This is a genomic window from Actinoplanes sp. NPDC051388, from assembly GCF_055586225.1.
Genome location: NZ_JBVJIP010000004.1, coordinates 308,302 through 333,283, shown reverse-complemented (window position 1 = coordinate 333,283; position 24,982 = coordinate 308,302). Strand labels below are relative to the sequence as shown.

At 68.8% G+C, this 24,982-nt stretch carries 24 protein-coding genes; 9 read left to right on the top strand and 15 right to left on the bottom strand.

What is annotated here, in order from left to right; genetic code table 11:
• Positions 1-98: 98 nt before the first annotated feature.
• The 4 genes from ACZ6TI_RS13265 to ACZ6TI_RS13250 all read right to left on the bottom strand — a co-directional run bounded on the left by ACZ6TI_RS13265 (position 99) and on the right by ACZ6TI_RS13250 (position 2,739).
• Positions 99-674, bottom strand: a complete 576-nt coding sequence (locus ACZ6TI_RS13265; RefSeq protein WP_465345272.1) for a ferric reductase-like transmembrane domain-containing protein — start codon at positions 672-674, stop codon at positions 99-101.
• Positions 671-1,585 carry an FAD:protein FMN transferase gene (locus ACZ6TI_RS13260; RefSeq protein WP_465345271.1) on the bottom strand — a complete coding sequence of 305 codons (915 nt, stop codon included), beginning with the start codon at positions 1,583-1,585 and terminating at the stop codon, positions 671-673. The genes ACZ6TI_RS13265 and ACZ6TI_RS13260 overlap by 4 nt, the downstream gene beginning before the upstream one ends.
• Position 1,586: 1 nt before the next feature.
• Positions 1,587-1,862, bottom strand: a complete 276-nt coding sequence (locus tag ACZ6TI_RS13255; protein WP_465345270.1) for a hypothetical protein — start codon at positions 1,860-1,862, stop codon at positions 1,587-1,589.
• An 88-nt stretch (positions 1,863-1,950) separates the two neighbouring features.
• A complete protein-coding gene (locus ACZ6TI_RS13250) occupies positions 1,951-2,739 on the bottom strand; it encodes a DUF998 domain-containing protein (protein WP_465345269.1) in 789 nt (262 codons plus the stop codon).
• Positions 2,740-2,904: 165 nt separating this feature from the next.
• Between ACZ6TI_RS13250 and ACZ6TI_RS13245 the strand changes: the two genes are divergently transcribed.
• A complete protein-coding gene (locus ACZ6TI_RS13245; protein ID WP_465345268.1) occupies positions 2,905-3,957 on the top strand; it encodes a hypothetical protein in 1,053 nt (350 codons plus the stop codon).
• A gap of 54 nt (positions 3,958-4,011) precedes the next feature.
• Here ACZ6TI_RS13245 and ACZ6TI_RS13240 read toward each other — a convergent pair whose 3' ends face one another.
• The gene (locus ACZ6TI_RS13240) at positions 4,012-4,440 is read right to left on the bottom strand and encodes a hypothetical protein (RefSeq protein ID WP_465345267.1); all 429 of its coding nucleotides are present in this window, start codon (positions 4,438-4,440) and stop codon (positions 4,012-4,014) included.
• A gap of 71 nt (positions 4,441-4,511) precedes the next feature.
• Here ACZ6TI_RS13240 and ACZ6TI_RS13235 point away from each other — a divergent pair, with 71 nt between their 5' ends.
• Both ACZ6TI_RS13235 and ACZ6TI_RS13230 read left to right on the top strand, forming a co-directional pair.
• Entirely contained in the window at positions 4,512-4,913 is a 402-nt protein-coding gene (locus tag ACZ6TI_RS13235; protein ID WP_465345266.1) for a MarR family winged helix-turn-helix transcriptional regulator, read from the top strand.
• Positions 4,914-5,005: 92 nt separating this feature from the next.
• Complete coding sequence (locus ACZ6TI_RS13230) at positions 5,006-6,592, top strand: GMC family oxidoreductase (protein WP_465345265.1); 1,587 nt, start codon at positions 5,006-5,008, stop codon at positions 6,590-6,592.
• Here the strand turns inward: ACZ6TI_RS13230 and ACZ6TI_RS13225 are convergent.
• Positions 6,555-7,493, bottom strand: a complete 939-nt coding sequence (locus tag ACZ6TI_RS13225) for a class I SAM-dependent methyltransferase (protein WP_465345264.1) — start codon at positions 7,491-7,493, stop codon at positions 6,555-6,557. The two genes, ACZ6TI_RS13230 and ACZ6TI_RS13225, sit on opposite strands and share 38 nt — an antisense overlap.
• The gene (locus ACZ6TI_RS13220; RefSeq protein WP_465345263.1) at positions 7,474-7,911 is read right to left on the bottom strand and encodes a hypothetical protein; all 438 of its coding nucleotides are present in this window, start codon (positions 7,909-7,911) and stop codon (positions 7,474-7,476) included. Before ACZ6TI_RS13220 ends, ACZ6TI_RS13225 begins: the two co-directional genes overlap by 20 nt.
• A 278-nt stretch (positions 7,912-8,189) precedes the next feature.
• On the opposite strand from ACZ6TI_RS13220, the gene ACZ6TI_RS13215 reads away from it, so the two are divergent.
• A complete protein-coding gene (locus ACZ6TI_RS13215) occupies positions 8,190-9,392 on the top strand; it encodes a sensor histidine kinase (RefSeq protein ID WP_465345262.1) in 1,203 nt (400 codons plus the stop codon).
• A gap of 19 nt (positions 9,393-9,411) precedes the next feature.
• Here the strand turns inward: ACZ6TI_RS13215 and ACZ6TI_RS13210 are convergent, their stop codons facing one another.
• Positions 9,412-10,350: an AraC family transcriptional regulator gene (locus tag ACZ6TI_RS13210; RefSeq protein ID WP_465345451.1), complete on the bottom strand. Its 939-nt coding sequence runs from the start codon at positions 10,348-10,350 to the stop codon at positions 9,412-9,414.
• A 168-nt stretch (positions 10,351-10,518) separates the two neighbouring features.
• Here ACZ6TI_RS13210 and ACZ6TI_RS13205 point away from each other — a divergent pair, with 168 nt between their 5' ends.
• From ACZ6TI_RS13205 to ACZ6TI_RS13195, 3 genes are all read left to right on the top strand, one after another.
• Positions 10,519-11,358, top strand: coding sequence for a class I SAM-dependent methyltransferase (locus ACZ6TI_RS13205; protein ID WP_465345261.1), 840 nt, complete (start codon positions 10,519-10,521; stop codon positions 11,356-11,358).
• Positions 11,359-11,732: 374 nt separating this feature from the next.
• On the top strand, positions 11,733-12,170 hold the full coding sequence (locus ACZ6TI_RS13200) for a DoxX family protein (RefSeq protein WP_465345260.1): 438 nt from the start codon (positions 11,733-11,735) through the stop codon (positions 12,168-12,170).
• Positions 12,171-12,237: 67 nt separating this feature from the next.
• Positions 12,238-14,424: an MMPL family transporter gene (locus ACZ6TI_RS13195; RefSeq protein WP_465345259.1), complete on the top strand. Its 2,187-nt coding sequence runs from the start codon at positions 12,238-12,240 to the stop codon at positions 14,422-14,424.
• 74 nt (positions 14,425-14,498) lie between these two features.
• Here ACZ6TI_RS13195 and ACZ6TI_RS13190 read toward each other — a convergent pair whose 3' ends face one another.
• The 5 genes from ACZ6TI_RS13190 to ACZ6TI_RS13170 form a co-directional block, all read right to left on the bottom strand.
• A complete protein-coding gene (locus ACZ6TI_RS13190; protein ID WP_465345258.1) occupies positions 14,499-16,739 on the bottom strand; it encodes a 3-keto-alpha-glucoside-1,2-lyase-like domain-containing protein in 2,241 nt (746 codons plus the stop codon).
• A gap of 38 nt (positions 16,740-16,777) precedes the next feature.
• On the bottom strand, positions 16,778-17,425 hold the full coding sequence (locus ACZ6TI_RS13185) for a diguanylate cyclase domain-containing protein (RefSeq protein WP_465345257.1): 648 nt from the start codon (positions 17,423-17,425) through the stop codon (positions 16,778-16,780).
• Positions 17,416-17,733 (bottom strand): PAS domain-containing protein, encoded by a 318-nt coding sequence (locus ACZ6TI_RS13180; RefSeq protein ID WP_465345256.1) that lies wholly within the window; start codon positions 17,731-17,733, stop codon positions 17,416-17,418. The genes ACZ6TI_RS13185 and ACZ6TI_RS13180 overlap by 10 nt, the downstream gene beginning before the upstream one ends.
• The gene (locus ACZ6TI_RS13175; protein ID WP_465345255.1) at positions 17,733-18,626 is read right to left on the bottom strand and encodes a hypothetical protein; all 894 of its coding nucleotides are present in this window, start codon (positions 18,624-18,626) and stop codon (positions 17,733-17,735) included. Before ACZ6TI_RS13175 ends, ACZ6TI_RS13180 begins: the two co-directional genes overlap by 1 nt.
• A gap of 111 nt (positions 18,627-18,737) precedes the next feature.
• Positions 18,738-19,661, bottom strand: a complete 924-nt coding sequence (locus ACZ6TI_RS13170; RefSeq protein ID WP_465345254.1) for an RNA polymerase sigma factor — start codon at positions 19,659-19,661, stop codon at positions 18,738-18,740.
• Here ACZ6TI_RS13170 and ACZ6TI_RS13165 point away from each other — a divergent pair.
• Positions 19,575-21,206 carry a carboxylesterase/lipase family protein gene (locus ACZ6TI_RS13165; protein ID WP_465345253.1) on the top strand — a complete coding sequence of 544 codons (1,632 nt, stop codon included), beginning with the start codon at positions 19,575-19,577 and terminating at the stop codon, positions 21,204-21,206. The genes ACZ6TI_RS13170 and ACZ6TI_RS13165 overlap by 87 nt on opposite strands.
• A 160-nt stretch (positions 21,207-21,366) precedes the next feature.
• Complete coding sequence (locus tag ACZ6TI_RS13160; RefSeq protein WP_465345252.1) at positions 21,367-21,804, top strand: DoxX family protein; 438 nt, start codon at positions 21,367-21,369, stop codon at positions 21,802-21,804.
• Between the two features lie 125 nt (positions 21,805-21,929).
• Here the strand turns inward: ACZ6TI_RS13160 and ACZ6TI_RS13155 are convergent, their stop codons facing one another.
• Both ACZ6TI_RS13155 and ACZ6TI_RS13150 read right to left on the bottom strand, forming a co-directional pair.
• The gene (locus ACZ6TI_RS13155) at positions 21,930-23,786 is read right to left on the bottom strand and encodes an amidohydrolase (protein WP_465345251.1); all 1,857 of its coding nucleotides are present in this window, start codon (positions 23,784-23,786) and stop codon (positions 21,930-21,932) included.
• Between the two features lie 40 nt (positions 23,787-23,826).
• Positions 23,827-24,789, bottom strand: a complete 963-nt coding sequence (locus ACZ6TI_RS13150) for a helix-turn-helix domain-containing protein (RefSeq protein ID WP_465345250.1) — start codon at positions 24,787-24,789, stop codon at positions 23,827-23,829.
• Positions 24,790-24,982 lie beyond the last annotated feature (193 nt).

Sequence of the window (24,982 nt, the reverse complement as noted above, 5' to 3'; positions counted from 1 at the left end):
AGCTGGGCGACGAGCTGAGGCGTTCAGCACCGGTGGCCTGCCGTGCCGGTCGAGGTGGGTGTCCAGCCGGCCATCGGCGGGACCGTTCAGCAGCGTGGTCATGGGGTCTCCTCGAGGGTGCGGACCCGGCGGTTGGCGCGAGCGGGGAACTGGGTGAACGACGGCGAGAGCCGCCAGACAACGGCGGCAAGGACCAGAGCGGCACAGAAGACCAGCACGGTACGCAGCCACCAGCTCCCGCCGTCCGAGCCGGTCTGCAGCCCGTGCATCAGCGCGGTCGGCCAGCACAGGTACGCGAGCCAGTGCACGATCCGCCAGCTGCGGGCGCCGAGCCGGTGCCGCAGCAGGCTGGTCGCGATCAGGGCCAGTATCAGGTCGAAACCGAGGGTGCCGAGGCCCAGCCAGAACGGCCGGTACGCGCCGGTGAACGGCAACACCACATCAATGAGGCGGAGTTGCGCGTACGGGTCGAAGTAGAGACTGCCGACGTGCCCGGCGAGTAACACCAGGGCGAGCAGCGCCGCGTTGCGGTGCAGCATGTTGACGGCGAAGCGGGGCAGCCCGAAAGCTGTGCGCCCGGAGCGTGCGCCGATGCCCAGCGCGACCACGATGGTGAGCAGGACGAGCGCGACGACGCCGGTGCCGCGCCCGATGTACCACAGCGCTTCAGTCATGCCGGCCACGTGCCCAGTCGTAAGACGTCGCCGGCGGCGGTCACCAGGCGGGCCGGCACGCCGGCGAGAAGTTTCGGTGCGGCATGTCCTCGGACGACTGCCGCGGTGCTCAGTGTGTTGGCTCGCAGGCAGGAGGCCGCGGCAACGGAAACCGTGCGCCAGACGCGGGGTGCGGGCCGGCCGCTGCGCGGGTCGAGGATGTGGTGCAGAGGCTCGCCAGGGGCGCCCCAGGCGCGGGCCACCGTGCTGGAGGTCGCGATCGCCGCGCCGCCCGGCAGCCGCACGGTGCACTGCGGGTCGCCCGGCCGATCCTGCACCAACACCTGCCAGCCGCTCACGGGGGCCGGGCCGGCGGTGGCGATGTCGCCGCCGAGCGCGACCAGCACGCCGATGCCGAGCCGCGCGGCGACCATCATCGCGGCCCGGTCGGCGGCGGCGGCCTTGGCGGTGGCGCCGAGGTCGAGCAGGACGCCGTGGGGCACGGTGAGCTTGCGGTCGTCCAGCCGTACGGCCCGCCAGTCCGGCGCCGGGAAGACGCGGACGGCCGGCGCCACCGTGTGACCGGTGATGGCGGCGAAGTCGCGGTCGTAGCCGAGCCCGCACAGCGCCGCACCGACCGTCGGGTCGACGTCACCGTCGCTGGTCCGGGCCGCTTCCAAGGCCGCACGGAGCAGCTCGGCGAGCAGCGGGCTGACGGTGACCGCCCGCCCACCGGCCCGGCAGGCGGCGGAGAGTTCGGAGTCGGGACGGAATCGGCTGCACGCCGCGTCGATGGCGTCCAGTTCTGCTCCGACGATCGTGACGGCGTCAGCCAGCAACGCGGGATCGGTGACGACGATGCGCGCTACGGTGCCCCAGGCGGACCACTGGGCGGTGTCCGGCCCGATCGGAAGGGTCTCGGCGAGCGGCATGTCACGACCCACCTGAGGTGGCCTGGCCGGAGCCGTCGTCGCCGGGCGACAGCGTGGGCGAGTCTGCGGTGCTGCCGCTCGACTCGCCTTCGCCGTCGGTGTCGGTGGTGGCTCCGTCGGTGCTCAAGGTCGCATCGCCGGTGGGCGGGGTCGTCGTCGTACCGGTGGACTCCGCGTCGCGGGCGACGAGGCCGACCGCGAGAGTCCCGCTGAGGCTGGCCACGACCAGCGCTCCAGTGATCGTCGTGGTGCGGTTCAGCCCTCTTTGCCGGTCCATCGGATCAGTCTCCCTAATCATTGAGATCTCAAATTGCCTGTCGGCCGGGTCCGCTGCGGTTGCCCTTGCGGGCTCGTCAGTCGCCGGACTAGCCGCCGACCGGTGCCGGTGCAGCGACCGGACCCATTGCCGGTCTGTCGGCCGGGTCGTGCAGCTCGTTCTCCCACATGCTGGTGTCCCTGCCGGTTCGAGCAGGCCTGGCACGGCGCACCGAAGGCCAAGCGAGCACCAGGATCGCGGCGATTTCCATACCCGCCATTCCCCGCTCGATCAGCCCCAGCGGAACGACGGTCCACCAGGGCGCTCCACCGGTGAAACCCTGATAGGCCATGGCCACGAACATCGGCACGAACCAGGCCAGCGACCCGATGCTCAGCCACTTGGCCCACGGCCGGCGGCCGGCCGCGCTGCGGGCGACCAGGAGCACGGCAATCGGCAGGGATACGAAGGCGATGAAACTGGCGTACCGGTGCACGTCGCCGCCGAGGCCTTCAGTGGCTGTGTAAGGCGCCTTGGGGAACAGCACGAGCACGATCAGTCCCGCGGACCAGAGCATCGCGAACACGCTCGCCGACGACAGCAGCGGGATCCGGCGGCTCATCACCATGGCGGCGAAGACGCTCAACGATGCGCCGGCCAGGATCAGCACGGCGAGTCCGAAGGCCCATCCGGAACTGGCGAGCGCGTACTCGCTGATGGTCAGGTCGACAGGTGAGATCGCTGCGGTCGGACCGAACACGTGCATCAGCGCGATGATCGACGCTGCGACGCAGACGCCTCCGAGACCGACCGCGGTTGCCCAGGACGCCGGCGTGCGGCGATCTGTTGACATCGCCAGATCGAGCTGGCGTTCGCTCTGTGCGTGGACTGTGGTCATGCGTCAAAGGATGGCCGCCGCAAGGGCATTGCACGTCGTACGCATGTGGTGAACGACAGCTACTGCAACAGTGGTAGATCACATTGCGGGGCCTACCACCGCCGCACGAATCGCGGCCGAGCCGCCGTCTGCCGCGGTCGTCCCGATCGCCGTTAAGCTGCCCCCATGAGTGATGGAGGTGACGCCGTGACCGCGTCGGGGATGCAGCGTCGCCCGCATCTGGTCGGCAGTTTTCCGGCGCCGGATGCCGGCGCCGCGATGCGTCAGTTTCTGGAAGCCGTCGGTGATCGACTGCCGGTGCTGCCCGACGGCGAGACCGGAGAGCGCCATCACTGGATCGTCCACATCATCGAGGGGCTGCGCCGGCATCCCGACCTCGAGGTCAAGCAGGACGGTCGCTGGACGGACTACGACGACCTGCTGGTGTTCAAGGTCCGCCGCGGGCACGCCTTGACCGGCGACAGCCTCGACTTCGGTCACGTGGCCGCGTTCCGGGAGAGTTATCCGACCTATCAGCAGGTGCGCGGCCCGGCCCAGACCGGGTTCCAGGTCGGTGTGCCCGGCGACCTCGACATGGCGCTCTTCGCGCTCGGCCCGCTCGGCGCTCTGCGTCACCGCCGGCCCTTCACCGATGCGACGATCGCCGAGGTCCGAGCGATTCACGCCGAGGCCGGCGACGATGTCGTGTTCCAGATCGAGATCCCGGTCGAACTGATCATGGTGGCCCGGACGCCGCCGCCGCTGCGGCCGCTCATGGCGCGCATGATGGGCCGGGGCGTGGCCAACCTGGCGCGGCAGGCGCCCCACGGCGCCCGGTTCGGGCTGCACCTGTGCCTGGGCGACATGAACCACCGTGCGCTCGGGCGGATGACCGACACCGGACCGCTGGTCGCATTGACCAATGCGATCGTCAAGGCGTGGCCCGGCGGACGTCCGCTGGAATATGTCCACGCGCCGTTCGCCGCCGCCGAGGAACCGCCGCCGACCCACCCGGGCTGGTATGCGCCGCTGCGCCGGCTGCGCCTTCCGGCTGACACCCGGTTCATCGCCGGCGTGGCCCACGAGGACCAGGATCTCGCGACCCAGCGACAGATCATCCAGATGATCGACGAGCTCGTCGGCGGTCGTGCCGGAGTGTCGACCAGTTGCGGGCTCGGTCGCCGCACCCCCGAAGCCGCGGCCCGCGCCCTGCAGCGCATCGGCGAGCTGACCATGTGACCGGAGGCGGCCGGTGGGGCCGCCGGGCTGCGAAGCGCGGGTGCATCGGGCGGCTCACATCGCCATGCCGCACAGGAGGCCCGCACCCGCTGCCAGGATCATCAGGACTGCCAGGCCGGTTGACCCGGTGAGGGTGCGCAGGCGATGCCGGCGCAGCGCCCGGCGGCCGTTCTCGAGGATGGCGTCGGCCCATTGTCGATCCGGCTGGACCGCACTCGGCGGGAACGCAGCGAGCAGCGCTCTGAGCTCGTGCTCGGGATGGCTTCGGCCGGCAAGCGTTGCCTGGTTCTCCTCTGACTGCAGGCGACGAGCGAGGCGCGACAACGCGCCGGCGGTGCAAAGCCCGGAGCGGGTTCGCGGACCTGTGATGTGATGGTTCTTGGTCACATGTCGTTGACGTGTATCGAACCAGGAAGGTTGCATCCAGTCGTCATTGACCTGGCGGATCGTGCGTGATCTACTGCTGCCCTCGATAGTTGTCAACCTCAATCATTGAGGAACGGAAGCGCATGCCCAAGAGAGCGGTTCGCGCCGAGCTACTTCGAGAACTCACCATGCTGTTCCGGGCGACCAATCGCCGAGTGACCGCGCAAACCGATGCCATCCTGCGCAGCCACGACCTCACCCACGCGCTGGGAGGGCTGCTCTGGGAGCTGGATCCGGCCATCGAGCCGCCGGCCATGAAGGACCTTGCGCTCACCCTGCATTGCGACCGCTCCAATGTCACCGCCATGGTCGAGAAGCTCGTTCAGCGAGGGTGGGCCGAGCGGCACGAAGATCCCGACGACCGTCGCTCCAAGGTCGTGCAACTCACGGCCGCGGGAGCCGAGGTGCGCATCTCAGTCATGCGCCAGCTCGTCGAAGACTCGGTGTTCGCCATTCTGCCGAACGAGGACCTTACCGGTCTGATCGCCCTGCTTCGCCGGCTCACCGTCGAGGAGCAATCCGTTCGCTGAACAGTCCTGCTCGACACACTGGCCGAGGCGCCGGCCGGACCAGGTGAAGAGAACGCCGCGCCCGCCTGGCGGGCCCAACGAGGAGTGACCACGTGGACGACAGTCAACAGCGCACGAACGCCGGACCCCTGGCCGATCTGGAACGGCAACTGGCCGGAGGCGAATTCGACGTCATCGTCTGCGGCGCGGGCTCGGCCGGCTCGACGGTCGCGGGTCTGCTCGCGGCCGACCATGACCTCAGTGTGCTGCTGTTGGAAGCGGGACCCGACGACGCCGACGATCGGGTGTCCACTCCCGATCGGTGGTTCGAAAATCTCGGCAGCGAACGCGATTGGGGCTATGTCACCGCGCCGGGCGCACAGATCGATCACCGGCGCCTGTTCTATTCGATGGGCAAAGGACTCGGTGGCGGTGCAAGCATCAACGTCGGAGTCTGGTCCCGTGGCCATCGACGTGACTGGGAGGACATCGCCGCGATCAGTGGGGACCCGCGCTGGGACTATCGTTCGGCCCTCAGCGCGTACCGCGATCTGGAGACGTGGAGTGGCGAACCCGACCCCGTCCGGCGAGGCACAGCGGGGCCCATGCACGTTCAGCCGGCGCAGCAGGTGCACCCGTTCTTCGCTGCCATGCTCGAAGGAGCCGAGTCCGTCGGCCTTCGGCGGTACGACAGCCCGAACGGCGAACTCGCGGAGAACGGACCCGGCTGCGCCGTCCGGGACGAGATCGTCGAAAACGGTTCGCGGCTGTCGCCGTTCCGGGCGCTGGTCACCCCCCGGCGCCGGCAGCGCAACCTGACGGTACTCACGCAGACACTGGTCACGCGGGTCCTGTTCGACGGTAAGCGCGCGGTCGGCGTCGAGGCGGTTTCAGCCGGCCGCCCGGTCAGCTTTCGGGCCGCACGCCAGGTCGTTCTCAGCCTCGGGGCGGTGCAGACACCCAAGATCCTCATGCAGTCCGGCATCGGCCCCGCCGAGCACCTCGAAGACTTGGGCATCGACGTCCTCGAAAATCTGCCCGGAGTCGGCGCCAATCTCGACGACCACCTCATGTTCGGCTGTGTCTGGGAGGCCGGCGCAGAAGAGATGCCTCCGCCGCCACGCGCTCAAGCGGTGTCGTTCTGGGGCAGCGACGGCGGCGCGGACTCGCCCAAGTTCCTCATGTACTCCGGGGCCGACGCGTTCATGAGCCCCGAGGCGCAGGCACGTTACGGCAGACCGGAGAAAGCGTTCACTTTCCTGCTCGGCATGCGCCTGCGATCGCGCGGATCCGTGCGGCTCGCAGACTCCGACCCGGCGAGCGCCCCGCTGATCGACACCGGATTCTTCGACGAACCCGATGACCTCCGAGATGCCGTCGAGGCATACCGCTTCGCCGAATCGATCGCACACGCCAAGGCCATGGATTCCTACCGGGGCATCCGCGCCGTCCCGGGAGACGTCTCCGACGACGACGTCGCGGCTTACCTTCGCGCCGCCGCCAGCACGTTCTGGCATCAGTGTGGAACCGCACGCATGGGTCTCGACGAAAACGCTGTGGTCGATGCGGAGCTGCGCGTCCGAGGTTTCGAGAACCTACGCGTCGCGGACGCGTCGGTCCTGCCCCGCGTGACGTCCGGCAACACCATGGCGCCGTGCGTGGTCATCGGATACCAGGCAGCCGGTCTGATCCGCGGATGAGACCCCAGTCGGCGGCACAATCCCGTTCGGCAGTGATGATGCGGCAGGTCGCCGGCATGAAATAGCTGCCGAACGCGGTCTGGTAGTCGCTGATGATGTCGCCCATCATCTGCCGGGCGATGGTGCGTTCGCGCTCGTCGAGTGTGTCGAAGACGGGCTTGAACGGGCCGGCGCCGGACTCCAGCTGCCACCATGTCTCGAAGTCGGGGCACTCGATCTCCCAGGAGAACCGGGTCGCATCGATCCGCGTGAAACCCGCGCCCGCAAACGGTTTCTCCCACGCGCTGTCGAGTGCGAACTCGGCGTAACGGGCTTCGAAGTCGGGAACCGCGCTCTCGCCCAGCACGTGCCGCAGGACCGGGACGGCGACACCGGTGTAGGGGTTCGACGCCGGATCAGGCCATGTTGCGACGCTCAGCAGTCCGCCGGGGCGCAGCACACGGGCGGCTTCGCTCAGCGTGGCGTCGAGGGGCGCAAGCTCTGCCGTCAGCAGACCCATGCGCGAGACGATGCCGTCGATGCTGTCGTCGGCGAAGTCCAGGTCCTCCATGGGCATCGTCCGGAAGCCGACCCCGGCGAGCCCGTCGCGAGCGGCCTTGGCGCGGGCGGTGTCCAGCAGCGGCGCGGCGGTGTCGATCCCGGTGATGCGCAGGTCCGGGCGGCGGTGGGCCAGTGACAGCGATGGTTCCCCGGTCCCGCAGCCGAGGTCGACCACGTGTGCGCCGACCGGCAGGGAGTCGAAGGAGGCGAGCAGGGGATGGTTGACCGCGGCCAGATAGGACTGGATCAGATTCTGGGCGGGTGCCGCCTGAGCGTAGGTGAGCATGACGTTTCCTTCCTTCGGTGGCGGATCCGGTTGCCTCGGCGGCGATGTGCGCCCTCTACAGGCCGGCCTGGGCACGGGCTCGTCTGATGGCCAGCGCCACTTCTTCGCAGGTCCACTGGCTTTCGCCGCCGTACAGGACCCACCGCACATCGCCGCGTCCATCGGTCCGCCGCCGTGCCGAGAGCCAGCCGGCCGGTTGTCCGGACCGTTCGAGCGGCACGTGCAGCAGGGTGGTCGCGGTGATCCGCTCGCGGGCCAGATCGAGAAATCTGAGGTCGGCAGCCAGCCGCATTGTCAGTTTCGGCGCCGCTTGCGGCTCCAGGTGAACGAACGTGATCTCGGCGCGGTCGGCGTCGAAGTCGGCTCGTTCAACCTGCTCCCAGCCCAGCCGGTGCCACGGTTCCATCTCCCACGGGGAGCTCTGGTAGTACATCGCGTGCTGGGTCGCCACGACCTGTCGATCTCCCGTGGCGTCGTGCTCACTGGCCAGCACCCGCTCTCCTCGAGGCAGGGGCGGGCACGGCGATCGGGAACCTCGACGCCGAAGCCAGCCTTCCGCGGGATGCCGGAACAGAGAGGGCATCGGGTGAGCCCGGGTCATCAGTGATCTGTGGTCATCAGCCATGTCGTCACGATCGTCCGCAGCGGGTACCGTCCGCGTCCTCCGGCTGTGGGCATTGTCGGCTACCGCCGCAGTGGTAGCCGAGGCGGTCGGCGTGTGCACGCGTGTAGACGACGTGGGCTCAGGTGCTGTCCCGTACGGTGACCGGCATGCCCCTGTTGTCGACCTGGCTGCCGCGCGCCGAGGCTGTTGTGGCCCGCCATCCTCAGGTGATCGACGCGCTGCTGGGCGTGCTCATCGGCGGGTTGTCCCTGATCTCTGTGCTGGAGGGACCCCGCGGCATCCCAGGTCGCCACCTGACGGCACTGGACGTCGTGGTCGCCGCGGCCGCAGCCCTGCTGATCACCCTGCGGCGCCGCTGGCCGGTGCCCGTCCTGCTGATCGCCGCCGTCGGTGCGGCGTGGGCGGTGGCCGAGGCCGGGGAGATATACGTCCTCACCGCGGTGTCGGTGATCTGTGCGTACACCGTCGCCTCACGCATCAAGCGCACTACCGCGTGGATGACCGGCACGGCCGCCGCGCTGATCGTCTTCTTCGCCGCCGTCGTCTTCAACGGACAAGGATGGGACTCCTCGGAAAGTCTGGAGGACCTGGGCTGGATGGGAATGGCAATTGCGGTCGGTGACGCGGTGCGCACCAGGCGGGCCTACCTCGCGGCGGTCGAAGAGCGGGCCGAGCGGGCCGAGCAGAGCCGCGAGGAGGAAGCCCGGCGGCGGGTGGCGGAGGAGCGGCTGCGCATCGCCCGCGAGCTGCACGATGTCGTGGCGCACCACATTGCCGTGATCAACGTGCAGACCGAGGTGGCGTCACATCTGCTGCGGCCGCGCCCGGATCAGGCCGAGGAAGCCCTGGGACACATTCGGCAGGCTGTCGGCACCGTGCTCGAGGAACTCTCCACCGTGCTGACCGTGCTCCGCCGCTCGGATGACCCGGAAGCGACCACCGAACCGACACCCGGCCTGAGCCGGCTCGGCGGGCTGCTCGACTCCGTGGCAGCCGCCGGTTTGCGGGTCGCGCACCAGCAGGACGGCGAAGCCAGACCACTGCCCTCCGCCGTCGACCTCGCCGCCTACCGCATCGTCCAGGAATCACTGACCAACGTCCGCAAACACGGCGGCGACCCCACCGCCCACCTCCGGCTCAGCTACACCGCCGGCGGGCTGGCCATCGCCGTCGACAACCGGACCGGTTCCACAGCTCGTCCGCACCCGACCTCCGGGCACGGCCTGACCGGGATGCGTGAACGGGCTGCGGCGGTGGGCGGGACACTGGATGCTGGTCCCGACGCGGACGGCCGGTTCGCCGTACGGGCCTTCCTGCCGGCGCCTCTCGCGCAGGACATGTCGACGTGATCGGCGCGATCTCACTCGCTCACAGCTGAATCTCGGTCGATCCTCGGCCGTTCGCCGGGTCGATCGGCACGTGGGCCGCTGGATCGTGGTGGCGGAAGCGGCCCGGTGCGATACCGAACTCCCGCCGGAAGGCTCCGGCAAAGGCGAACTCCGACGTGTACCCGACCTGGTGGGCGATTTCGGCGAGCGTCGCCTGCGTTTCGCGCAGCAACTGCGCGGCCCGGACCAGCCGCCAGCTGATCAGGTAAGCCATGGGCGGCTTGCCCACTGCCGCATTGAAGCGACGGCTGAACGCCGTTCGCGAAGTGCCCGTCAAAGCACTGAGCTGCGGCACGGTCCAGGGCATGTGCGGGTTCTCGTGGATCTCGCGAAGCGCGACGACGACGGCGGTGTCTTCGACCGTGGGCCAGCCGGTGGGTCGGTGCTCGTCGTGCCACAGTCGCAGGACCTGCACGAGGAGCAGGTCGACCAGTGCAGCCAGGGTCACCTGACCACCAAGCGCCGGCCGCGACACGTTCTCATCCAGCAGGCCGGCGAGCGTCCTGAGGTCCGGGTGACGGTCATAGTCCGGCGATACCTGAACTGAATCGGGCAGCGCCCGCAGCAGATGGTGGACTCGACCTCGATCGAGGCGGTAGGCGCCGCAGAGAAATTCAACGGCGGAGGCCCGCGGATCGGGCGGCCCCGCGACCTCCGAAAACCCTGTCGGGAGTTCAGTGAGCGCGACCGGGCGGTGACAGAGCCCGTGCTCGGTGCCGTGGGGTGCGAGCACGATGTCACCGGCACTCAAGGCGATCGGGTCACGGTCGGCGGTGATCAACCATGGCGAACCGCGCCGGATGACGTGGAAGCCCGCGCCCTCGAAGGCCGCGAAGCGCCATCCCCAGGTGCCCGACTCGCGGGTTGTCCGGGCCATCACCCTGCCGGCCCGTGCGCTGCTGACCATCTCATCGATCATGTCCACGCGAGGAGATGATATCCGCCCGAGCACAAACGCTTATGCGGCGGTGCGGTACGGACATGGCGCCTTCGCCACACCGGGCGCTTAAGTCAGCGGACGACCTGTCGGCGCGCTGAACACATTGCGCGTCCGTGCATGTTCCGCCCGGCCAGTGAGGAACGCGCTATGACGAGCTCCACCACACCGATGCCGCAGCGCAAGAGCCCGGAGGTTGACTGGCAGCGTGCCGCTGCCGGGATGACTACCGCCGTGCCGCCGACCAGCCCGGTGACGGAGGCGCTCCTCGGCCGGCTGCCATCCCTTCCCGCCGGGTCGGAAATCGTCGATCTCGCCTGCGGTAACGGTCAGCCGACCTTCGTCCTGGCGCAGGACCGGCGAGACCTCGAAGTGCTCGGCGTCGATATGACCCCGGCGCTGATCGATCGGGCTCGGTCGATAGCGCGTACCCACCAGATCGGCAACGTTCGCTTCGAGGTCATGTCGCTGGACCGGCTGGACCTGGCGGATGGCAGCATGTCCGGCGCCGTCTCCCAGTTCGGCTTCCTGCAAGAGGGTGATCTCCCGACTTCAGCCCGCGAGCTCGCGCGAGTGCTGGCACCGGGCGCACCCTTCAGCTTCGCGGCCTTCGACGACATGGCATTGAACACCTTGATGACGACGATCGCGGACGCCTTGGCCGTGCAGGTGCCGGCAGACGCGCTGCCTGACTTCGCCTACCTGACGCAGCTGGCAGCTCCCGGTCTGCGTGAGCGAGTGATGCGTCAGGCGGGCCTGTCGGCGCTGGAGTCTGAACTTTTCCACTGGTCGGTGCGGCTGCCGTCGGTGGATGTGCTGTGGCAGATCGCGTCCGGACCCATTCCTTTCGCCCGGGCGTTCGATGCTTTGGACATCGCCGGAGCGAGCCGCGTCCGGTCGGGGCTGGAAGACGCGGTGCTGCCGTTCCAGGCCGAGGACGGCACCTTGGTGTTTCCGATGGCATGCCGAGTGTATTGGGGTCACCGCTGATCTGCGGCGAGTGCGGCCACACATTCGAGGTTCGTTGACTGGCCGTCGAACAGTCGACTGACGCCGCGAATCTTCGGGCAAGATCTCGGCCCTTTCGGGCACGACGCCTTGGTGGGCACCGTGTTGTCCACTCGTCGCTGTGTCGAGAGTGGAGCTTGCCGGCGCGCGATCCCGCTTGTCTCTACAACGCCGGCAGGCGGCTTTGCGCCTCAGCCCGCAGCGCTACTACAGCGGTGGTAGCCCGCATTGTCCCCAGCTGGAGGACGCGCCGTACGGCCCGCACGACGATTGTTTGTCTGGCAGCGATCGAGGCTCAGGCCGTTTCCCCCGCCGTTGCCACCACGGGCCGCCACCTCACAGAACGGGAGTAATCCGTGAACCGAACACCGGCTGTGCCCTCCACGGGCACGACCGTCAGAGTCGGCAACATCGCGCTCTGGACCCTTCAGATCGCCCTCGCCGCCCTCTTCATCGCCAATTTCGGTCTCGGCAAGCTGACGGGCAGCGAGCAGGCTGTGCAGACATTCACCGACATCGGCGTCGGGCAATGGTTGCGCTATCTCACCGGCAGTCTGGAAGTCGCCGGCGGCATCGGACTGCTGATCCCGCGTCTGAGCGGGTTCGCCGCGCTCGGGCTCACCGGCGTCATGGGTGGCGCCGTCCTGACCGAGATCTTCCTGCTCGACGCTGACCTGCTCGTGCCGCTCGTCCTGACACTCCTCGTCGCCGTCATCGCATGGATCCGCCGTGACGACATGCTCGAGTTCATCGGACGACGACTCGGCGGCACGGTCACATCGGATGGACGCTGACCCGTTCGCCGACTGTTCTCAACCATTCTTCGATCCGCAACACCGCATTCTAGGAGATTGATATCTGATGGCTGGTTTCTTGTATCGCGTGGGCCGGTTCGGGTTTCGCCGGCGTGGGTTCGTCCTGGTGGGCTGGTTGTTGGCCGTAGGTTTGTCGGTCGGCGGTTTCATCATGTGGTCGGGCACGCCGACCAACGGCCTGGAGGTGCCGGGCACCGAGGCGCAGGTCGCGATCGACACGTTGCAGCGGGAGTTCCCGCAGTCGGATGGCGAGGGCTCGTCGGCGCAGGTGGTGATCGCTGCGCCCGAGGGGCAGAAACTCACCGATCCGGCGAACGCGGCGGCGGTGTCCGAGCTGGTGTCACGGCTCGGCGGGTCGCCGCAGGTGGTGGACGTCGCAGAGTTGGATGAACGATCGACCAGTCCGGAGGGCCGATTCGGGATCATTGAGGTCTCCTACGGCGTGGACGGTGATGAGCTCACCACGGCGGCGCAGGATGGTCTGACGGCGGCGTTGGAGGGCGCCCGCACTGCCGGGCTGGCCGCCGAAGCCGGCGGCAACGCGGTCGACGGCGGGCAACCCGAACTGGGTAACGCGGAGATCATCGGCGTGGTTGTCGCGGCTCTGGTTCTGCTGCTGACGTTCGGGTCGATGGTGGCTGCCGGACTGCCGTTGCTGACCGCGATCCTGGGTGTGGTCATCGGTTTCACGGGGATCGGCCTGGTGTCGGCGGTGGTGGACATGCCGTCCGCGGTGAGCACGCTGGCCTTGATGCTCGGCCTGGCGGTGGGCATCGACTATGCCCTGTTCATCACCTCGCGCTATCGGTCGGAGCTGGCGAAGGGCCATGAACCCGAAGAGGCCGCCGGCCGCGCGGTGGGGACGGCGGGTTCCGCGGTCGTCTTCGCCGGCCTGACGGTGATCATCGCACTGGTCGGGTTGATGGTGGTCAACGTTCCGTTCCTGACCGTGATGGGTCTGGGCTCCGCGGGTGTGGTGGCCGTGGCCGTGCTGATCGCGCTGACGCTGCTGCCGGCGCTGTTCGGCTTCGCCGGCCGCCGGATCGTGGGCCGGCGCGCCCGCCGTGCTCCCGCTGTCGTGGCCGACGAGCGGAAGATGACGCTGGGGCGTCGCTGGGTGATGCTGGTGCTGCGCCGCCCGGTGATCGCGGTGGTGATGGGCGTTGCGGTGCTGGGTGTCGCGGCGATCCCGGCGATGGATCTGCGGCTGGGCCTGCCCGACGACGGGACGGCCGCGGCGGACTCCTCACCGCGCAAGGCGTACGACCTGACCGCGCAGGGGTTCGGGCCGGGCTACAACGGTCAGCTCACCATCGTGGTGGACGGCGCGGGCGCGGATGCGGATGCGGTCAGTGCGACGGTCGCCGCCCTGCCGGGAGTGGCCGGGGTGAGCCCGGCCCGAGCGTCGGAATCGGGCACGGTGTCGATCTTCCAGGTGATCCCGACGACCGGCCCGAACGACCCGGCCACCACGGATCTGGTGAACGCGATCCGATCGGCCACCGCGGACACGCCGGGCGGTGAAGTCTCGGTCACCGGTATCACGGCGGTGAACATCGACGCGTCGGAGACGATCAGCGGTTCGCTGCTGCCGTATCTCGCACTGATCGTCGGACTGGCGTTCCTGCTGCTGCTGGTGGTCTTCCGGTCGATCCTGGTGCCGATCAAGGCCACCCTGGGGTTCCTGCTCACCATCGGCGCGACGTTCGGCACCATGGTCGCGGTGTTCCAGTGGGGCTGGCTCAACGGATTGCTCGGGGTGCCCGCGACCGGGCCGATCGTGAGCATGATGCCGATCTTCATCATCGGGATCGCGTTCGGCCTGGCCATGGACTACGAGGTGTTCCTGGTGACCCGCATGCGGGAGGAGCACGTCGCCGGCGCCGAACCGCGGGACGCGATCATCGACGGGTTCTCCGCCAGTTCCAGGGTCGTGACGGCCGCCGCGGTCATCATGATCAGCATCTTCTCCGGGTTCATGCTCTCGCCGGACCTGCAGATCAAGATGCCCGGTCTCGGGCTGGCCACCGCGGTGCTGGTCGACGCGTTCCTGGTCCGGATGACGATCGTGCCGGCCGTGCTCGCCCTGCTTGGACGCTCGGCGTGGTCGCTGCCCGCCTGGCTCGACCGGATCCTGCCGAACCTCGACGTGGAGGGCAGTGCTCTGCACACCCCCACCCCGCCCAGCACCGAGGAGGAGGACAGCGCCCCGGCCGTCGAGCTCGCGCGATAGGCCCGAGCGACGACCGGCTTGACCGTCCACGTCCCCGCCGAGCAGACGCTCGCGGGGACGTGGACGGTTCGTCGTCAGCCTTGCAGCCTGGCGACCGCGACCCCGTATCCGCCCAGGACGAAGGTGTCGCTGGTGGCCCGCTCCTCGCGGATGGCGCCACCGGCGTTCTGCTGATCCACGATCCGGACGAGGGCCCGGCGCAGGCCGTCGATCTCGACGGTCACGGCGGTGTTCGTCTTGTTGATCATCAGCACCTTGCGGCGTCCCCGGTCGCGAACGGCGAGGGCGTAGAGCGTGCCCGCTTGCGGCTGGTCCGGGATCTCGATGAGTTCGCAGCCGGGCCGGATCTCCGCCAGGATCAGGTCGAGCACGTGGTAGCGGGCATTGGGATCACCGCTCGTCCAGTCCACCATCGTGACCGACGGGAACTGTCCCGGATGGCCCACCAACTGGCTCTCGCCGACGATGTCGATGCCCAGCAGCGCGAGCCGGGCGAACACGTAGGCGTAGATGCCGGCGGAGAAGTTCCAGTAGGCGTCCGGGATCGGCGCGGGATCGGGCTGGGTGGACGACTGCGGCAGGATCGTCCCGACCTCGTTGACGGTGGTGCGCACCGTGGGCGCGATGCTGCGGCGGATCTCCTCGATCTGCGCGACGGTCGCGACGAAACGCTCGGCCTGCGAGAAGCCGTCCGGGCCCAGCTGGTCCACTGTGTCCGCCGGGTTGGGCTGGGCGTAGAAGTGATAACTGATGAGATCGAGCGGAACGCCTGGCCGGTGGTTGTCCGGGTTGAGAAAGTACCGGTAGTAATCGAGACTCGCCGCGTTGCCGAGCGACAGCCCGACGAACCTGGTGTTGGGCGAGACTTCGCGGATACCGGTGACGATCGCGTCGTACAGCGCGGTGTAGAGCTGCGGACTGATCGCGTGCTCGAAATCGATCTCGTTGAGCACTTCCCAGTAGGGCAACGGGTAGTGGTGGCGGGACCGGTGAAACTTGCCGTACTCGTCGGTGAAGCCGCCGGCCGTGTACCAACTGATCAGCCGCTTGTAGTAGTCCGCGACGACCTCGACCGGAACGGCGAGCCTGGTGCCCGCCGAGTAGCCGAAGTCCGCTTGGTTGGGGTCCTGCGGATAGGCGACGGGAGGGGCCCATCGAGACAGGTCGCCCGAGAAGTCGTCGGCGAGCACCGTCTCTCCGCCGGCTGTCGTCACGGCGACGTTGTCGAAGGTCGCTGATTCGGTGTCGAACTCCCGGAATCCGACGGTTCCCGAAGGGTACGTCTCGTCGTGGACCGTGAGGACCTCGGTGCCGTCCACGGTGACCGTGAGATCGGCGCCGGTCACCGTCGTTCGCACCCGATAGGTGCGTCCGGGTTCGACCGCGAACGGCAGGGCGGTGGGACGAACGCTGACCGGTCGACCGTTCTGAAGGAGGACGAAGACGATGTATCCGGTCGCCGCAGGCGTGGAGTAGGCGAAGTTGGAGAGCAGGAAGGCGTAGCCGTTGTCCGGGTCCTGCATGCGCGACAGCCACCCCGCCTGCGCGTAAGGGGGCGTTCCCTGCGGCCCGGTCGCCAGGGGCGTGACATCGACGGCGAAGGTGTAGTCGGTCCAGCCCTTCCCGGTCGCGGCGATGGCGTTGTCACCGCCGGCGACGTGCAGCGCTCCGTCCCTGATCGTCCACGGGGTGGGTTGCCACATCCATTGCGGGATGGTGCTGAAGTTCAGCATCGGCGATCTGCCTCTGGTGGCTTCCACGAAGTCTTCGACGAGCGGGTCGATCAGGGTGAAGTCCCAGCTCGTCCGGCCGTTGGACGGGGGTTCGAGCTCGGCGACCCCGAGCTTCGGGTACGGGAACCAGGGAACGAAGCGCACGTACTTGGCGTTGAGGTCGCGAAGCGCGCGGTAGGCGTCTTCGACGATCGGGGATCCTCGCCGGACCAGAGGGTTTACGACGACCTGCAGCGTCGGTGTCGTCCTGGAGATGAGTCCGGCGCCCTGCCAGTCGATCGTGAGCGGCACCTCGGCGCGACTTGCCTGGGCAGGCGTGCTGGACACCAGGGGAGCGGCGGCTGCGGCGACCCCCGCCGCGCCGAACGACTTCAGGACGGCTCTGCGGTCTGCCCGGGAGGGAGCGGGGGTTGGGCCTGATGATCGAATCACGATGACTCCCGTCGGGGGCGCCTCCGGATCAGGGCGGCAAGACGTGACGCAGGACTGTCGATCGACAGGTCCGGACCCAGGAAGCGGCATGTACTGAATCGTTTCAGAAATCTGATTGTTGACGCTACTAATCGGTTTCTGGCGTGTCAAGATTGACGGAGATGATTGCGCTGCGCTCCTGGAAGCGGCTATCGCGCGACGGACGCAGCCGCCTGCCGGTCGATGCCGCGCACCTGCATGCTGGGCTGATAACGCTGGCAGCCGCCGTCGCCACGGTTCTTCGCCTCATACATGGCGATGTCCGCCCGGCGCAGCAGTTCACCCGGATCGTCGCCCACCGCACCGTCGACGACGCCGTAGCTGGCACGGACCGACAACAGGTTCCCCCCGGTGTGTACGGGCCCACCCACGGTGCCGGCCAGCCGGCTCGCGACCTGATGCACCTGAGGCGGATCAACGCCGTCGAGAAGCAACGCGAACTCGTCGCCCCCGAGGCGGGCGACGGTATCGCCAGGTCTGACTGCGTCACTCATCCGCTGGGCGACTGCGACAAGCAGAGAGTCACCTGCCGCGTGGCCAAGAGTGTCGTTGACCAGCTTGAAGTCGTCCAGATCGACGGGCGCGACGGCAAACCGGCTGTCGGGCTCGGTCCGGGACACGGCAGCGTCCAGTCGTTCGGCGAACAGGGCGCGGTTCGCCAGTCCCGTCAGCACATCGTGAGTGGCCTCGTACCTGAGCCGTTCCTGCACCTGGCGAGTCTCGGTGACGTCACGGGAGTTGTGCACCAGGCCGGCCACGCTGGGCTCGTCGATCAGGTTAGTGCTGGTCACCTCCATCCATTTCCACGACCCATCCGCGTGGGCCACCCGAGCCTGATACGTCGTGCTCTCGCCGCCGCCGCGGCCGCCGCCGCGAGTTGCTCGGCGACGGCGTCCCGGTCACCGGGGTGAATCAGTGGCAGGAACGCGACCTGGTGCAGGTCCGCGGGCTTGCGCCCGAGAATCCGCCACACCGAAGGGCTGACATAGGAGATGGAGCCACCGGGTTCGCTGATGAACACCACGTCGGTGGCGTTCTGCGCCAGCGACCGGAACCGGCGCTCCGTGCGGCGAAGTCGATCTTCGCTGTTGCGGGCGATGCTCATCACCAGCAGGACGTCGGTGGCGGCGATCGCCGTGTAGGGCAGGAGGCTGTAGTGACGTCGGCGCTGCGACGACACCGCCGTGGTTTCCGCCGGCCCCGACCCGGTCCCGGTGCGCGGCCGGGTTGAGTTCTCGAGGATCGGCCGAGCCCGGCTGACCTCGCGGCGGGCCCCAGGGCGATCAGCATGCACGACACCGGAACCCCGAGAAGACTGATGTCGAGATATGTCGCGTGCACCAGCGCCCTCGCCACGCTCGAGCCGGGGATGCCGGCGACGAGGGCAGCGCCCAGCAGCACGAGCACACCCCGGTCCAGGGCAGCCGAACCGGTCATAGCCACCTTCACCACGACGATGCCGATGAACGCGAGGATCGGCATGACGAAAGTCAAGATCGTCGTGGTCCGGACCTCGTCCCGGTCGAGGACCGGCTGGAGGCGGAAATGCCACAGGAAGACGGCGCTGCTGGTCATCACCGTGCCCATGTCCAGCCACAGCGTCACCGCCTGGCGCCGCGATTCGATGCCGGACGGAAGCCGGATCAGCGCGGCCATCATCACGAGCATGGCGATGGCATGAAATGCCGCGCTCAGCCCGCTGAATCGGGCGGTCATGGTCCCATCGGTGTTCAAGGAATCGGTGATTCGGGAGACCATTGCCACGCCGCATACGGCGAGTGCGGTGCTCATGGAACGCCAGAACGACCGCCCCACCTGACCGACCGATGGCGTCTCCGACGTCTGCCAGCACACGGCTGCCGCGAGCGCGGCGCTCGCCGGGGCAAGGAACCAGCCGAGCACGATCGGTTCCACCGGATGGATCGCCATCACCGTGAACCATGCGGCGGCACCGAACGTCAGCACGGCGCACAGCCCCATCATCGGGCTGTCCGACATCGATGCACGGCGCGCCCGGAGCTGTTTCTGTTTCGAACCGATCTGCGAGGCGCGCCAAGCGCCCTCTGTCCGATTCTCCGGCCGGTCTGCGCTTGCCGGGCCGGCAGTCGACTACGGCCGGGCGGTGTGCAGCAGCCGGAAGCCCTGTATCCGGCCGGAATCCAGGAAATGGAGCCAGACACCCGCCGGTGGGCAATGCGAGGGCTTGTCGGCGGGGTTGAGGAAATCGGTCTCCCAGATGGTGATGTCGTCACTGGCCACGACGTTGGTGAGCCGGTATCGCACGCCATCCTCGTGGTTGGCCGTGATGGCCTGTGCCAGCCGGCCGTACCCGTGCTCGAAGGTGCCGTCGGGCAGAACCGTGACCGCGGACGGCGACCAGGTCTCAGCGAGCGCCGAGGTAACCGCGCCGGCCCGCATCGCGGCCAGCGCCTCCTCGGCATCCCGACGTGACCGCAGCGTCCGCATGGCGGCATCGGGGTGGGCGAGGGCGGCGGTCGCCCGCAGCTGTTCAGCGAGCTTGGTCCGCGCTTCGCTGAGCCGGCTCCGCACCGTGCCCACCGGGACGCCGCACAACTCGGCGATCTGCGCATACGCGCTGGCCTCGGTGAAGTAGCGAAGCATCGCCACGACGCGCAGGTTCGGCGTGAGCCGTTCCAAGGCGTGCCACGCCCAGTCCCGCAGCGCTTGCCGCTCGAGCAACTCGGCCGGGTCGGCGTCGGCCGCGGCCACCTCCCGGCGCAGGTCTTCTAGAGGGAGGGGGACCGGTCGGCGCCGGGACGCCCGGCAGATGTTGCGGACGATGCCACGCAGCCAGGAGCCGACCGACTCCGGATCGCGCAACGCGGCGAGCCGGCTGACGGCGACGAGAAACGCCTCCTGGACGGCGTCCTGGGCGTCTGATCCGTAGCCGAGAACGGCATAGGCCGTGGCCAGCATCCCTGCCTCATGGCGATGCAGCAGCAGACCGAGGCTGGCGGCGTCGCCGGCCCGCGCGCGGCGCACCAACTCCGCGTCCGCCGGAATGTCGATCATCGATCGAGACTACCGGCAACATTTCCGCGACTCGATCGAACTAATCGCGCCCCCCGCGCACCTGCGGGTATGGAACTCTTCGCTACGACACAGGCCGGGCGGGTGCAGGGACGGCCGACAGCCACGGGAGTGGCCTTCCTCGGCATCCCCTATGCGGCACCACCGTTCGGACCGAACCGGATGCAGCCGCCGCGACCGGTCACCGCGTGGGACGGCACACGGCGAGCCACCGCATACGGTCCGACCGTCCCCAAAGGAACGTATCCGCCGCCCTACCGCCCGTATTTTCCCGAGGTCGACAACCCTGGCGCGGACTGCCTGAACCTGAACGTGTGGACACCCGATCCCACCGCCGGCGGGCTGCCGGTGCTGGTCTGGATACATGGCGGCTCGTTCACGAACGGCTCCGGGTCGGTGAACGCGTACGACGGCAGCGCCTTCGCCCGCGACGGTGTGGTGTGCGTGACCATCAACTACCGGTTGGCCGCCGAAGGCTTCCTCTACCTGCGTGGCGGATCCGCGAACCTGGGACTGCTGGACCAGATCGCCGCGCTGCAGTGGGTCCAGGACAACATCGCCGCCTTCGGTGGCGACCCCGCCCGGGTCACCGTGGCGGGCGAGTCCGCGGGCGCGATGAGCGCCGTCACGCTGCTGTCGATGCCCACCACAAAGGGCCTGTTCAGCCGCGCGATCGCCCAGAGCGGAGCCGCCGCGAACACACTCACCGCGGAGCAGGGGCTTCTGGTGTCGGGCCACCTCGCCGATGCGCTCGGCGTGACGCCTACCCGCGACGCCATCGCGAAGGTGCCGCTGGACAGACTGGTCGGCGCCGCTTCCGACCTGGTCACCGAGGTGCAGACCACACCCGACCCGGCCAAGTGGGGTGCGATCGCGGCCAGCCAGACGCCGTTCGCCCCGGTCATCGATCACGACGTGCTCGATGACGCCCCACTGGAGTCCTTCAGGCGCGGTGTCGGTGCGCACGTCCCGATGCTCATCGGCTTCAACCGCGACGAGGCCCGGCTCTTCCTGATCGCGCCGGGCACGTGGCACCGCATCGACGACTCGATGCTGGTGAACGCCGCTTCAGGCTACGGCCTGACACCCGCGCAGGCAGCGCTCTATCGCGCCAACCGGCGCGGGGCGGCAGCAGGAGACGTTCTCTCAGCCATCGCGACCGACTGGTTCTTCGGCGTTCCGGTGCAACGGGTCGCCGAGGCTCGGCACGGGAACACCTGGGTCTACCGCTTCGATCACCCGGAACCCGCTGCCAACGGGGGGCTGGGCGCCTGCCACGGCGCCGAGGTCCCGTTCGTGTTCGACACCATCGACGAGCCGGATGCCCGCCCCCTCATCGGCGACGACCCATCCCGGACGGTGGCCGACACGGCACACAGTCTGTGGGTCTCATTCATCAGCGGGTCCGTGCCCGGCTGGGCGCCCTACGAGATCCCCGACCGGGCCATGGCGCTGATCGCCGACCGGATCGACGAAGTCCGCGATCCGGCCCCGGACGAATGGCGGGTGTGGAACGGTATTCGTTGACCGGCGCTCGGTAGAACAGGTGTGGCATGGACGCGGGGTGCCTACTGCAGCCGTGGTATCCCGCATTGTCCATGGCAGGAGGACGCGGCTGGTGCCCGGCAAGGGGATCCTGATGCCGTGACCGAGGTCATCGGCCAATCCCGACACGTTAGGAGGGCTCGTGAACCGCGCATCGACCACGACAAGCGAGACCGGCACGCGTTCCAAGGCGGCCAACATCGCACTCTGGGTCTTCCAGATCGCTCTTGCGGCACTGTTCATCATCAACTTCGGGCCCGGGAAGTTGTTCGGCAGCGAGCAGGCCGTGCAGACCTTCACCGACATCGGCGCCGGGCAATGGCTGCGCTACGTTACGGGCACGCTGGAAGTGGCCGGCGGCATCGGTCTGCTCATCCCGCGCCTCTGCGGGCTTGCCGCGCTCGGGCTCGCCGGTGTCATGTCCGGCGCGGTGCTCACCGAGCTCTTCCTGCTCGACGCCGACGTGGTCATGCCACTGATCCTGCTGGTCTCCGTCGCGGTGATCGCATGGTTCCGGCGCGACCGCACCCGCGCGCTGATCCAGCAACTGCGGACGACACGCGCACCGGCCAAACGCTGAAGTCCCGGCAACCCGATGCCGGCGTCCTCATCGCCCGGTCGCGCAGCTCAGCCCCGAGAGCCCTTGGCCTCGGGGCTGAGCTGTGCCGCGGCCGCCCAAGCAGATGGACTCACCTGCGGCCGGTCTCAGCAGAGGTAGCCGAGACCGGCAGTGCCCTCCGTGGGGTAGCCGCCGAAGCGTCCGACCGGAGACCAGTCCGGGCTGATCGGCAGCGGAGACGGCGCCAGCTTGCGGAACTCGGCCACGGCGTAGGCGACCTTGCCGTCGGTCAGGGTGAGAACCGACTCGATGTCGAGGATCTCCCGCTCGGGGATGTGCAGATAGTCGTCGGAGAGCACGGCCAGGTCGGCCAGTTGCCCGGCGATCAGGGTGCCCTTCTTCGTCTCCGCGTTCTCCAGGTATGCACTGCCCTGGGTGTAGAGCCGCAGTGCGGTGAGCCGGTCGACCCGGTTGTCCGCGGCGCGCATCTCAGTGCCGGCCAGGGTGCGGCCGGTGACCAGCCACCAGAGCCCGATCCACGGGTTGTAGCTGGCCACTCGGGTGGCGTCGGTGCCCATGCCGACCGGGACACCGGCGCGGACCATCTCGCCCACCGGCGGGCTGCGCCGCGCGACTTCCTCGCCGTACCGTTCTTGGAAGATGTTGCCTTGGAAGGCCATCTGATGCTGGATGGCGATGGTGCCACCGAGCGCGGCGACCCGGTCGATGTTGCGGGCACTGATGTTCTCGGCGTGGTCGAGGATCCACCGTGATCCGCCGAGCGGCAGGTCCTGGTTGATGGTCTCCAGCACCGCGAGGAAACGCTCGATCGACTCGTCGTAGCTGGCGTGGTAACGGAACGGCCAGCCGCGTTCGATGGTGGTCCGCAGGACCCGGGTCAGATCGGCCTCCATCGCGAGTGGGAAGATCGGCCGGGGCTCGAGGAAGTTGTCGAAGTCGACGCCGTTCCAGACCAGGGTCTCGCCCGGGCCGTGGATCCGGAACATGTCGTCGCCGTTGTCCACCGTGAGCTCCCGGGTCACCCGTTCCAGCTCGGGATATTCGGCGCCCGGCACCTGTGGGAAGACGCTCGCGGCCAGCCGGGTGGTGATCTGGTCGTTGCGGTGCAGGTTGTCGATGACCGCGTAGTCGCCCGGGTAGGCCTGGCCGCCGCCACCCGCGTCCATTGCGCTGGTGACGCCGAACCGGTTGACCTCGCGCATGAACTGGCGGGTGCTGATGATCTGGTCCTCGAGCGACAGCCGCGGGATCTGCCCGACGATGCCGTAGAGGATGCGCGGGTCGGGCTTGGCGAGCACCAGCCCGGTGGGGTTGCCCTGGGCGTCGTGGTCGATGGCGCCGCCGGGCGGGTCGGGGGTGTTCTTGTCGTAGCCGAGCACCCGCAGGCCGGCCCGGTTGATGAAACCCATCGAGTACTGGAACAGCACGAACGCCGGAGTGTCCCCGGTGGCGCGGTTGATCTCGGCGAGGGTCGGCAGCCGCCGCTCCCGGAACTGGTCGCGCGACCAGCCGCCGATCACCCGGACCCATTGCGGCGGCGGGGTCACCTGCGCCTGGCGCTTCAATCGGCGCAACGCCTCGGCGAGGCTGGTCAGGCCGTCCCACCGAAGCTCCATCATGAAGTTGAGGCCGCCGCGCAGCAGGTGGGTGTGTGAGTCGTTGAGGCCCGGGATGACGGTCCGCCGCCGCAGGTCCACGACCCGGGTGGCGGGGCCGCGCCGGCGCAGGATCTCCGCGTCCGTGCCGACGGCCATGATGCGGTTGCCCTTGATGGCGATGGCCGAGGCGTACGGTTGCCCGCGGTCCAGGGTGAGCAGTTTGCCGTTGTGCAGAATCAGGTCGGCCGGCACCGGAGGCGGCGTGTCAGTCGCCCAGGCGGGCGAGGAATGCAGGACACCGGAGGCCGCTGCGGCCGCCCCGCCCGCAGCTCCCTTGAGAATGGTGCGCCGCTGGACGGCGCTGCGCTGATCATCGTGAGACATGCGGACATGTTCTGGCCGGGATGGGCCGGCCGGGTGACTTTCAGCGTCCGGTGGCGTGACCTTCCGCGCCCGCGCGCACCTCCGCCGGGCTCCGGCCGTCCCATCTGCGGAAGGCGCGGCTGAAGTGCGACCGGTCCGGGAATCCCCACCGGTTGGCGATCGCCGAGATGGTCAGCTGGGCCAGCGCCGGGTCGAGCAGATCACGACGGGCGGCGCCGAGGCGCTGTTCCCTGATCCAGCCGGCCACCGTCACCTCGGTCTCCTCGAACGCGCGATGCAGGTAACGCACCGACACCCCCAATGCGCCGGCGACCGCGGCCGGGTCGAGATCAGGATCGGCAACGTGTCGGTCGATGTGCTCATAGGCCCTGATCCGCAGCAGATCCAGGCCCGACGAACCCTTCCCGGCCTGTTCACTGAGAACTACGGCGAACGCGCTCAGCAGCGTCCGCTCCACGTGTCCGCGGCTGGTCACCGCCAGCCTGCCGTGCGAGCGCGAGACGCTGCGCAGCAGCGCGCCGAGCATGCCGGCCCCCGGCTGCCGCGCGGGGAACGTGGTGGCGGTCATGGCTCGGTAGTCCGTACGCGGTCCGCCAACGTCGACGCCGGGCGGCACCAGCATCGTCACGAAGTGGACGTCGTCCGGATTCCAGGTCGCGAAGGGGCGTGCGGCGTCCGACAGGACCAGGTCACCCGGCCGGATCATCGCCTCCCGACCGTCCTGGGCGAGCACGGTGGTGCCGGCGAGCTGCAACCGGACGCTGAGCGGGCGTAGTCCCTGGCCGGTCGCCATCGTCGCGCTGCGGACCGCCTCGTGCGCGGCGAGGCGCATCCGAACCAGCCGCAGGCCGCCGACATCCATCCGATGGGACACGGCGGTGAAGGAGGACTGGTCGGCCGGCGTGATGTGCAGTTCAGCGACCGTCTCACGGGCGATCTGGGACCAGGCCCGGACGCGGTCCTGTGCGGGCGTGCCGGCGTCGACGCCGGCGGTCTCGTCCATGGCGGATCCCACCTGTCATTACGGCGCTTGCGGCTGGCTTCTCAGAGTCGCAGCCGCGGGAGTTCGAGAGAAGGCAGAAGGTGAAGGTGTGCACCGGAATCCATGGTGATTTCCCCTTCACCGCGGCCGGCACCGGCTCGAGTACAAGGGGCAAACAATTGCCCCAAGGTGCAGGGGTGCTCGGCGCGGTAGC

Coding starts and splice junctions, on each gene's coding strand:
- ACZ6TI_RS13265 (WP_465345272.1), bottom strand. CDS start 674: ATGACTGAAGCGCTGTGGTACATCGGGCGCGGCACCGGCGTCGTCGCG.
- ACZ6TI_RS13260 (WP_465345271.1), bottom strand. CDS start 1,585: ATGCCGCTCGCCGAGACCCTTCCGATCGGGCCGGACACCGCCCAGTGG.
- ACZ6TI_RS13255 (WP_465345270.1), bottom strand. CDS start 1,862: ATGGACCGGCAAAGAGGGCTGAACCGCACCACGACGATCACTGGAGCG.
- ACZ6TI_RS13250 (WP_465345269.1), bottom strand. CDS start 2,739: ATGACCACAGTCCACGCACAGAGCGAACGCCAGCTCGATCTGGCGATG.
- ACZ6TI_RS13245 (WP_465345268.1), top strand. CDS start 2,905: ATGAGTGATGGAGGTGACGCCGTGACCGCGTCGGGGATGCAGCGTCGC.
- ACZ6TI_RS13235 (WP_465345266.1), top strand. CDS start 4,512: ATGCTGTTCCGGGCGACCAATCGCCGAGTGACCGCGCAAACCGATGCC.
- ACZ6TI_RS13215 (WP_465345262.1), top strand. CDS start 8,190: ATGCCCCTGTTGTCGACCTGGCTGCCGCGCGCCGAGGCTGTTGTGGCC.
- ACZ6TI_RS13210 (WP_465345451.1), bottom strand. CDS start 10,350: ATGATCGATGAGATGGTCAGCAGCGCACGGGCCGGCAGGGTGATGGCC.
- ACZ6TI_RS13205 (WP_465345261.1), top strand. CDS start 10,519: ATGACGAGCTCCACCACACCGATGCCGCAGCGCAAGAGCCCGGAGGTT.
- ACZ6TI_RS13195 (WP_465345259.1), top strand. CDS start 12,238: ATGGCTGGTTTCTTGTATCGCGTGGGCCGGTTCGGGTTTCGCCGGCGT.
- ACZ6TI_RS13185 (WP_465345257.1), bottom strand. CDS start 17,425: ATGGAGGTGACCAGCACTAACCTGATCGACGAGCCCAGCGTGGCCGGC.
- ACZ6TI_RS13180 (WP_465345256.1), bottom strand. CDS start 17,733: ATGAGCATCGCCCGCAACAGCGAAGATCGACTTCGCCGCACGGAGCGC.
- ACZ6TI_RS13175 (WP_465345255.1), bottom strand. CDS start 18,626: ATGTCGGACAGCCCGATGATGGGGCTGTGCGCCGTGCTGACGTTCGGT.
- ACZ6TI_RS13165 (WP_465345253.1), top strand. CDS start 19,575: ATGGCGATGCAGCAGCAGACCGAGGCTGGCGGCGTCGCCGGCCCGCGC.
- ACZ6TI_RS13170 (WP_465345254.1), bottom strand. CDS start 19,661: ATGATCGACATTCCGGCGGACGCGGAGTTGGTGCGCCGCGCGCGGGCC.
- ACZ6TI_RS13155 (WP_465345251.1), bottom strand. CDS start 23,786: ATGTCTCACGATGATCAGCGCAGCGCCGTCCAGCGGCGCACCATTCTC.
- ACZ6TI_RS13150 (WP_465345250.1), bottom strand. CDS start 24,789: ATGGACGAGACCGCCGGCGTCGACGCCGGCACGCCCGCACAGGACCGC.